General features: G+C 66.2%; 9 protein-coding genes. 7 read left to right on the top strand and 2 right to left on the bottom strand.

The features are described 5' to 3' along the window. Window positions 1-86: 86 nt before the first annotated feature. Window positions 87-437 carry a winged helix-turn-helix transcriptional regulator gene (locus tag B3587_RS07745; protein ID WP_024476679.1) on the bottom strand — a complete coding sequence of 117 codons (351 nt, stop codon included), beginning with the start codon at window positions 435-437 and terminating at the stop codon, window positions 87-89. 71 nt (window positions 438-508) lie between these two features. On the opposite strand from B3587_RS07745, the gene B3587_RS07740 reads away from it, so the two are divergent. Beyond that, complete coding sequence (locus B3587_RS07740) at window positions 509-1,516, top strand: zinc-binding alcohol dehydrogenase family protein (RefSeq protein WP_024476678.1); 1,008 nt, start codon at window positions 509-511, stop codon at window positions 1,514-1,516. 55 nt (window positions 1,517-1,571) lie between these two features. On the opposite strand, the gene mobF is transcribed toward B3587_RS07740, so the two are convergent. Then, window positions 1,572-4,136 carry a MobF family relaxase gene (gene mobF, locus B3587_RS07735; protein ID WP_292727656.1) on the bottom strand — a complete coding sequence of 855 codons (2,565 nt, stop codon included), beginning with the start codon at window positions 4,134-4,136 and terminating at the stop codon, window positions 1,572-1,574. Between the two features lie 441 nt (window positions 4,137-4,577). Between mobF and arsB the strand changes: the two genes are divergently transcribed. The 6 genes from arsB to B3587_RS07705 are packed head-to-tail and all read left to right on the top strand — an operon-like array spanning window position 4,578 to window position 8,812. Continuing rightward, a complete protein-coding gene (gene arsB, locus B3587_RS07730; protein WP_292727646.1) occupies window positions 4,578-5,630 on the top strand; it encodes an ACR3 family arsenite efflux transporter in 1,053 nt (350 codons plus the stop codon). Beyond that, a complete protein-coding gene (locus B3587_RS07725; RefSeq protein WP_292727644.1) occupies window positions 5,627-6,007 on the top strand; it encodes an ArsR/SmtB family transcription factor in 381 nt (126 codons plus the stop codon). The genes arsB and B3587_RS07725 overlap by 4 nt, the downstream gene beginning before the upstream one ends. Then, window positions 6,004-6,426, top strand: a complete 423-nt coding sequence (locus B3587_RS07720) for an arsenate reductase ArsC (RefSeq protein WP_292727643.1) — start codon at window positions 6,004-6,006, stop codon at window positions 6,424-6,426. The genes B3587_RS07725 and B3587_RS07720 overlap by 4 nt, the downstream gene beginning before the upstream one ends. Continuing rightward, the gene (locus tag B3587_RS07715) at window positions 6,419-7,498 is read left to right on the top strand and encodes an ArsO family NAD(P)H-dependent flavin-containing monooxygenase (protein ID WP_292727641.1); all 1,080 of its coding nucleotides are present in this window, start codon (window positions 6,419-6,421) and stop codon (window positions 7,496-7,498) included. Before B3587_RS07720 ends, B3587_RS07715 begins: the two co-directional genes overlap by 8 nt. Before the next feature lie 50 nt (window positions 7,499-7,548). Then, the gene (locus tag B3587_RS07710; RefSeq protein ID WP_292727639.1) at window positions 7,549-7,944 is read left to right on the top strand and encodes an ArsR/SmtB family transcription factor; all 396 of its coding nucleotides are present in this window, start codon (window positions 7,549-7,551) and stop codon (window positions 7,942-7,944) included. Continuing rightward, complete coding sequence (locus tag B3587_RS07705; protein ID WP_292727637.1) at window positions 7,934-8,812, top strand: permease; 879 nt, start codon at window positions 7,934-7,936, stop codon at window positions 8,810-8,812. Before B3587_RS07710 ends, B3587_RS07705 begins: the two co-directional genes overlap by 11 nt. Window positions 8,813-9,213 lie beyond the last annotated feature (401 nt).

Here is a 9,213-nt window from a genome sequence, read left to right as displayed (position 1 = left end):
GACGGCGACCGCGACGCCTCGTCTGTGTTGACGCGGTATTACGCGGAGGCCGGGACTCCTGGCTCGATGTAGCGCCGAGGGGGTCGCTACTGGTCGGTTCCGACGTTGTGTTCAACCCAGTCGCGCAGATGCTTCAACGGGGCGGCTGCGCTGTGTCCGAGGTCAGTAAGTTCGTACTCCACGCGAGCGGGAACCTCGGGGTAGACGGTGCGAGTGAGCAGGCCGTGGTCTTCGAGACGCTTGAGGGTCTGGGACAGCACCTTGGGGCTGACGCCTTCCAAGCGTCGTTTGAGTTGCCCGTTGCGTTGCGGCCCGTCTTCGAGCGCACCGATGGCCAGGGCGCTCCACTTGTTGGCGAGCAGGTCGAGCATGTCGCGGCACGGACACATGGCCGCGTACACGTCGTTCCGGTCGCACTCATCCACGGTCTGACTCATACGTTCATGGTATCCGATGGGTACTAGGTTGCCTTGACGGTAACCAGTAGGTCTGGGGAACCATAATTGGCATGACGGCTACGACTGCGATCGGATACGAGAAGAACCTCCCCGCCACCGACCCCGAGGCGCTGACCGCCCGCGAGGTCGAGGTGCCCGAACTTGGACCGCATGACTTGTTGGTCGAGGTCGAGGCGGTCTCGGTGAACCCGGTCGATGTGAAACTGCGGGAAGGCGCTCCTGCGAACGGGTTCAAGGTGCTCGGCTTCGACGCCGCCGGTACGGTGCGCGAGGTCGGCTCAGCGGTGACGCTGTTCGCTCCGGGTGACGAGGTGTACTACGCGGGCAGCATCGACCGGCCAGGTACGAACCAGCGCCTGCATGTTGTGGATGAGCGGATTACGGGGCGCAAGCCGCAGGTGCTGTCGTTTGCCGACGCTGCTGCGCTGCCGCTGACGGCGATCACCGCCTGGGAGACCCTGTTCGAGCGGCTCGCCCTTACCGAGGACTCGACCGGCACCCTGCTGGTGATCGGCGCGACCGGCGGAGTCGGATCGATCATGCTGGCACTGGCCGACGCGCTCCTGCCGAACGTCACCGTGATCGCCACCGCCTCCGACGATGAACGCTCCGCCTGGGTGCGCAACCTGGGCGCGGAGCATGTGGTGAACCACCGCGACGACCTGGCTGAGCAGGTGCTCGCCGTCGCGCAGGATGGCGTGGACTGGCTGTTCACCGCGCATTCCGCGGGGCAGATCGAAACCTATGCGCGGATCGTTCGAGCGTTCGGGCATATTGTCGCCATTGACGACGGTCCGCGCGACGTGTTCCCGCTCAAGGGCAAGAGCATCGCTTGGCACTGGGAACTGATGTTCACCCGCCCGCTCAGGCAGACCCCGGACATGATTGAACAGCACCAGCTCCTGAACACTGTCGCTGACCTTGTAGATCAGGGCCGCATCCGCACCACGGCCACAACGACACTCGCGCCGATCTCACCGACCACACTCCGCGAGGCGCACGAGTTGGTCGAGAACGGCCGCACAGTCGGCAAGGTCACCGTCCACAGATGGGAGTAGACTGAAACCGCGCGCACGCGCATGTTCACAGGCGAGTGCGTTTGCAGAACCTCGGCTAGCCGAGTTCGAGTTCCTCGCGGACGTACTTCGCAGGCAGCACGAGAGCTTTACCGTGGGGCTTGTCGCCGCGCCCCAGCCGCCGCACGGCGAGCGAGCCGTCGTCGTAGCGGCGGGCAACTTGCCAGCGGTCACCGTTCTTGACCCACGCCCTGCCGGTGGACAGGCGGCGGTCGTTGAGTCGAGTGACGACGAGATCGCCGACGCCTGCGGTGGTGCCGTCGTGCAGACGCACACCGTCCACCTCGACCTGCCCGGTCTCGATGAGGTCGGCGCGGGCGCGCTCGTTGAGCTGGGCGACCATCTCGCCGGTGCCCGCGATCATCAGTGTGCGCAGGCCCGCGGCGCGGTCGCTGCGCCACGCCTCGTAGATCGTGTCGAGCATCGTCTCGGCGTCACCGCCCGCCAGTCTGCCCCGCTCCTGGTACTCGTCCAGCGCATCGGTGCGTCCGTGTCGCAGGCCGAGGCTGGCGTTCTTCTCCCAATCGTTGGCGAAGCGTCTCACGTCGGTGAGTTCGGGAACGCTCTGCCGGTGACGCACGAGCATCCCGAACGCCCCGCCCGTCTCGACCGCGCTCAGCTGCGCCCAATCGCCGATGAGCACGACCTTGGCGCCGACCTCGGCGGCGTGCTCGGCGATGCGATCGAGCGCGAGAGTGCCGGCAAGGGAGGACTCGTCCACGAGCACGAGCTGCCCGGCTTCGAGGTTCCAGCGCCCGAGATGGTGTTCGTAAAGGAACTTCGCGGTGTTCTCCGCCCGCACGCCGAGCGAGTCGCCGAGCACTTCGGCGGCAGCCGCTGACGGTGCGAGGCCGATCACCGAGTCGCGTCCGTGCGCGGCTGTCCATGCTCGGTGCAGGGCACGTAGCGCGGTGGTCTTGCCGGAACCGGCGGGGCCGACCAGTAGATCGAGGCTCAGCCCGGAACGGGCGATGCGGGTGATAGCGACGGCCTGGTCGGGGTCGAGCCGGACGCCCCTGATCTTGCGCGAGGTGTGCCGCGCGACGAGCCGCGCCGTCAGTGCTGGAGCGCCGGTGTGCTGGCTGTGCGTGAGGAGGCGCTGCTCGGCGTCGAGGATGTCTTGGCTGGAGTAGGCGATCTGATCGACCGGCTGGAACCTGTTGCCCTCGTCCTCGACGTAGTGAGCGGGTACGGCACGGTCGTAGTCCGGGGTGAGGCGCAGGGATTCGGCTTCGGCGTGCGCGACGATCTGATCGAGCACCTGGAGACGGGCGTCGGTGGTTGCGAAGCGGACGCCCATGATCTGCCGCATGGTCTCGGCGTGCAGGTTGAAGCGCCCCCAGGTTGCGCGCCGGTTCGCCACGCTCATCCGCACCACCGAGGCGAGATCCTCGATCTGCTCCAGCCCGAGGTCGTCCGCGCGCAGCCGGGCTTCGGTCGTACCCCGGTCGAGCAGGTGCTGCGCCCACGTGGGTGCGTCCTCGCTGAGCACGACCTCGGCACGCGCCCGCCAGTCGGTGGTGAGGGCGGCCAGCGAGTACAGTTCTTTCTCTGGTCGCGTCTCCAAGGTCGCCTGTTGCCGGAGCTTCGCAATCGTCGCCGCTGAGGGTTGCCTCCCGTGCTCGGCGACGTACTGCTCGATCAGCCGGTTCTTGACCTGCTCGATGCCCTCCCCGCCGTCGCTGCCACCGGTGGTGCGTCGGGAGAACTCCGTGATCAGTGCCGCCGGTACGCCCTCGATCTCCCACCCGGTGTTGCGGTCTTTGCCCCGGTCGACGGGCACCCACGTCACGCCGAGAAACCGCGCGGTGTGATCCGTGAGAAAGGCGTTGTACGACTCCGAGAGAGCGACAGCGGCCTTGTGCAGTCGGCGGGAGTCGAGGGTGCGCCACCGCCCATCTACGCCCTGCACCTTGTTCGACACCACGACGTGCGTGTGTAGTTGCGGGTCGGCGGCTCGGGAGTCGTAGTGGTCGAACGCGGTGGCGATTACGCCCACGATCGGCATCTGCGCGATACCGCCCGCGCCGACGCGGGTTGCGGCGACGCGCTCTTCCAGCAACGCGATGGTGTCGCGCATTGCGGCGTGATGCGCCTGCGCAATCAGGGCTTGCGTGCCCGCGTCGGCCACGCCCCAGATCGCGCTGACCGACTTCGGTGGGGAGAACGTCAGGTCGAACCCTGCAACGGCGGTGCGCGGCTTCTTCGCAACCTCTTCCTCACGGATGCGCTGCACCGCTTCTGCCCGTGTCTCGCCTCGCAAGTCGGGGTCGAGTCGTGCAATGCGCGCCGCAATCCGCTCGCGTGGGGGTTGCAACGAGGGGAACCTCTTGCCGAGCTTCTCCCCGGTGACCGGGTGGATGCCCTCACCCAGCAGTCGGGCCAGGTGTTCCTCGGTCACCGTGTCGCCCTCGGCCAACGCCGGGGTGCGCCCGTCGTCGAGGCTCGTCAGTCCGGTGCCCACCCAGCTTCCGGGTGGGCAGCCGGTCTCGGTGTAGTACCGGGTCAGCGGGCTGCTCATCTCGCGGTCGCCGTCGCCGACGACGACCGATTTCAGCAGGTACTCGTAGCCCTTGCCGGACGACATGACCCGGATGGTCATCACCACGACGGCCCCTCCCCGAGACCGTCACGGGAGGGGCGATCTCGGGGGTCAGGTGCGCGCGCAGCGCGCGGCTCGCACTCTTAGTGCCAGACGTGTGGGGAGAAATGACAGCTCATCGGCGAGCATCTAGAGAGTCAGCCAAAAACGTCGGCAGTGCATCAGCCGATGAGGTATCGGCCTGCCCGCGTCAACATCAGTACAGCGACGCATCAAGACCGGCCTTAATCACGCGGAGAGGAAGGTACGTTCCTCTCCGGGGTCGCGAACCCGGCGATCAGGGGCAGGCCGAGGAAGAAGAGCAGGGGCAGGGTCTGCGAGCGCTGGCGGCGGTGACGAGAAGCAGTGTCTGGGCATTTTGCTCGCTGTATCGAAGGATGTCAATATAGGAGGGTGTCGATTCAAGGGGTTGAAGCACGCCGTCGTGGTGTCTCTGGACGCATGTCGAGTTTGGATCGGTGGCTGCCGGTCTGGATCGGCCTGGCGCTGGTCGCCGGGCTGTTACTTGGTCGGCTGGTGCCCGGCGTCTCCCATCTGCTGGCGCGGCTCGAGGTCGGCGGCATCTCGGTGCCGATCGGTCTGGGCCTGCTGGTGATGATGTACCCAGTGCTGGCGAAGGTCCGCTACGACAAGATCGCCGCCGTCACAGGTGACAATAAGCTGTTGGTGTCCTCGCTCGTGCTGAACTGGCTGCTCGGCCCGGCGGTGATGTTCGCTCTCGCCTGGGTGTTCCTGCCCGATCTGCCCGAGTACCGTACCGGCCTCATCATCGTCGGCCTGGCACGTTGCATCGCGATGGTGGTGATCTGGAACGACCTGGCCTGCGGCGACCGGGAAGCAACCGCGGTACTGGTGGCGATCAACTCGATCTTCCAGGTCATCGCGTTCTCGTTCCTCGGCTGGTTCTACCTCACCGTCCTCCCCGGCTGGCTCGGCCTCGGTACCCAAGGCCTGGATGTGTCGGTCGGGCAGATCGCCCTCAACGTGCTGGTCTTCCTCGGCGTGCCCCTGATCGCCGGGTTCGCGACCCGCTGGACCGGCGAGAAACGCAAGGGGCGCGAGTGGTACGAGGAGAAGTTCGTCCCCAGGATCAGCCCATGGGCGCTCTACGGGCTGCTGTTCACTATCGTGCTGCTGTTCGCGCTCCAAGGCGACGCGATCACGTCCAACCCGCTCGACGTCGCCCGCATCGCCCTGCCACTGTTCGTCTACTTCGCGCTCATGTGGTTCGCCGGGCTTCTGCTCGGCAAGGGCATGGGCCTCGGCTACGCCCGCTCGACGACGCTGGCGTTCACCGCGGCGGGAAACAACTTCGAACTCGCCATCGCCGTGGCGATCGGCACCTTTGGGGCGACTTCCGGTCAGGCGCTGGCAGGGGTGGTTGGCCCGTTGATCGAGGTGCCTGTCCTGGTCGGCCTCGTCTACGTCTCCCTCTGGACCGCACATGCTTGGTTCCGCACCGACCCCTACGCCGCAGAAATGAGGACAACATGACCGATGCTGCTGCTGTTCCCGGTTCTGAGTTCGGCATGCCCAGTGCGACAGGAGCGATGAGCGCCGAGGACGCCGCCGAGCTCTCGGCTCTGTTCAAGGCTCTAGCCGATCCACTGCGCCTGCGGATGCTCTCCGCCGTGGCGTCCGACCCGCGCGGCGAGTGCTGTGTGTGCGACCTGGCGAGTCTCGCCGAGGTCTCCCAGCCGACGATCTCGCATCATCTGAAAGTGCTCAAAGACGCCCAGGTACTGACCGCCGAACGGCGGGGCACATGGGTCTGGTACCGGGTCGTCCCCGGCAGAGAGACGGCCATCAGCACTCTGCTGAGGGCGCTGAACCCGAGTCTGCACCTGATTCCCGAAGGGAGCCTGGCATGAGCGACTACCGGCCCACGGTGTTGTTCGCTTGCGTCCACAACGCCGGGCGCTCCCAGATGGCCGCCGGCTACCTGCGTCACCTGGCCGGTAGCCGGATCGAGGTACGTTCGGCGAGGTCGCTGCCCGCGGAGCAGATCAATCCGGTCGCAGTGGAGGCGATGCGCGAGGAAGGCATCGACATCACCACCGGGCAGCCGAAAGCCCTCACTACCGAGGGTGTGAAGGCCTCCGACGTGGTCATCACGATGGGATGCGGTGACATCTGCCCCATCTTCCCCGGCAAGCGCTATGAGGACTGGCAGTTGGACGATCCCGCGGGACAGGGAATCGACGCCGTCCGTCCGATCCGGAACGAGATCGAGTGCCGCGTTCGTGACCTCACTACCGACCTACTCGGCCCGCGGGAGTCCGATGAGTGAGCGTGCCGAAGTCGTCGTGATCGGCGGCGGCCAAGCAGGCCTGGCCGCCGGCTACTACCTGCGCCGGGCGGAGTTGGACTTCGTGATCCTCGACAGGCAGGACCATCCGGGCGGGGCCTGGCAGCATGGCTGGGACTCGCTGCGGCTGTTCTCCCCTGCCGAGTACAGTCCGCTGCCAGGATGGCGGATGCCGCACCAGGAGGGCGAGACCTTCCCCACCGCTGGCCACGTCGTGAAATACCTGCATGATTACGAGCAGCGCTATGAACTGCCCGTGCGCCGGCACATCCAGGTCAGCGGCGTCCGCGCCAACGACCGCGGACTGAACATAGAGACCGATCACGGCAACTGGCACACCGCGTTCGTCATCAGCGCCACCGGTACCTGGGACACACCCTTCGTGCCCGCCTATCCAGGTATCGCCGAGTTCACGGGAGAGCAGCTGCACACCGTCGATTACTCCTCCCCGGAGCGGTTCCGTGGCCGGCGGGTCCTCATCGTCGGAGGAGGCAACTCCGCAGCACAGATCGTCGCCGAAGTCTCCATGGTCGCCGAGACGACGTGGGCCACCCTGCGCCCACCCCGTTTCATGCCCGACGACGTCGACGGCCGCGTCCTCTTCGACGTTGCCACCAAGCGCGAGGTAGCTCGGAAGACAGGGGCATCTGCCGCTGGCGTCTCCGGGCTCGGCGACATCGTGATGGTCCCCAGCGTCCGTGCTGCCCGCAACCGCAGCGTGCTCCATCCCCGCCCCATGTTCGACCGTCTCACCGGCGAGGGCGTGGCCTGGGACGACGGCGTCGCCGCGTCCTACGACGCGATCATCTGGTGCACCGGCTTCCGCCCCACGCTGGACCACCTTGGCCCCCTGGGTCTGAGCCGCAAGAACGGCGTGCCCAGGACCATCGGCACACGCTCCGTCGACGAGTCCCGCCTGCACCTGCTTGGGTACGGGGACTTCACCGGATTCGCCTCAGCCACGCTGATCGGTGCAGGCAGGACCGCCAAGGACGCCGTCCGCGACATCACCAGCCGCCTTCCCCCTACAGGTCGGGGATCGCAAAACCCATAAAACATCAGTGACGGCTTGTATTACAAGCCAGGGCTTGTTAGTGTAGAGGCATGACTTCACCGATCCAGATTTCTCCCGTGGTCTCGGACCTGTCGGCCAGAGAACGAGCCACCTACTTGACCCCCACCCTGTCGGCATTGGCCGACGAGAACCGGCTGACGATCGTTCTAAGCCTGGCCGATGGTGCCATGACGAACAAGCAGCTCCAGGAGGCAACCGGTCTGAGCCAGGCGCTGGTCAGCCATCACGTCTCCGCTCTGCTCAAGGCGGGGCTGATCGAAGTGGCCCCGCAGGGCCGGTCGAACCTCATTTCGATCTGCTGCGAACAGTTGGCCGCTCCAGTCCAGTGGCTGGCCCACCTTGCCACGCTGACTCCCGCCGGGCAGCGGGCCTGCTGCACCGAGGCCGAGATCCCGGCACACAGTGCGGTGACCGATGCTGACTGACACACTCGGAACCTTCGCACTGCTGCTGGGCCAGCTGCTGGCCCTGTTCCTCGTCGTCTCGACCGCCGTCGCGCTGATCAACCGGCGATTCGGGCCGGAGAAGATACGTGACTGGATGAGCAGCGGGAGGGTCCCCGGACCGGTCAAGGGACTGCTTTTGGGGGCGGTGACTCCGTTCTGCTCCTGCTCGACACTGCCGATGCTGGTCGGAATGCTCAACGCCGGGGTCGCCTTCCAGACAGCGATGACCTACCTCATCGCCTCGCCGCTGCTCAACCCCATCATCGTCGGCGGCATCGGGATCGTCTTCGGATGGACGACCGCCATCGTCTACACGCTCTTCACCCTGGCCGTCTCACTGATCATCCCGTGGGTATGGCGCGGCCTGGGCCTGGAGAAGGCGCTCAAGCGCGTGCGCGTGCAGGGCGAGAAGACGCCCGAGCCGTGGAAAGGCCTGCGTGGCGAGATGCCCGGAGCGCTCCGCCAAGCCTGGACCGATCTGCGCCCCCTGCTTGTGCCCATGCTCATCGGCGTGTCGATCGGAGCCGCGATCTACGAGTTCGTCCCCGAGGACCAGCTGACCGCCTTCGCCGGAGCCAACATCTGGTGGGCGGTGCCCCTGGCCGCGGTCATCGGCATCCCGCTCTACATCCGCCTGGAGACCATGCTCCCGGTCGGGCTGGCCCTCCAGTCCGCCGGTGTGGCCCTCGGCCCGATCTTCGCCCTGATGATCGGCGGGGCCGGGGCCTCCGCACCGGAGGTATCGATGCTCACGGCGATCTTCAAGCCACGGCTTCTCGTGGCATTCGTCGTCACCATCCTGGCCGTGGCGATCGCTGGCGGGTACATCCTCTCGATCACCGCCTGACCACCCAGAACCGCACTGTGAACCCAACAAAGGAAAGGAACCACCATGGGACTTAAAGACCTGTTCACTGGACGCTCTAAGAACGAGCAGTCAGACTGCTGTAACGTCGAGATCGTTCCGGCCGATGAAGACGATAGGCAGCAGAACACCAGCGCTGAGGCACCTCAGCAAGCGAACGAGCATTGCTGCCAGGACGCCAAGGCAGAAGGTTAGTTCCCCGCAAGCCTTCAGGGCTGCCGTAGGAAGTAAAGGCGAGGGCCTCNNNCACCATCCTGGCCGTGGCGATCGCCGGCGGCTACATCCTCACGATCACAGCCTGATCCCCACAACTGTCCCCCGTAAACCCACCACAGGAAAGGAACCACCATGGGACTGAAAGACCTGTTCACCGGACGCTCGAA

Origin of the sequence: Microbacterium sp. UBA837, from assembly GCF_002296025.1 — a bacterium.
Lineage (GTDB): Bacteria > Actinomycetota > Actinomycetes > Actinomycetales > Microbacteriaceae > Microbacterium.
Note: the sequence above shows the minus strand (reverse complement) of the source record. Positions and strands in the feature narration are given on the sequence as shown.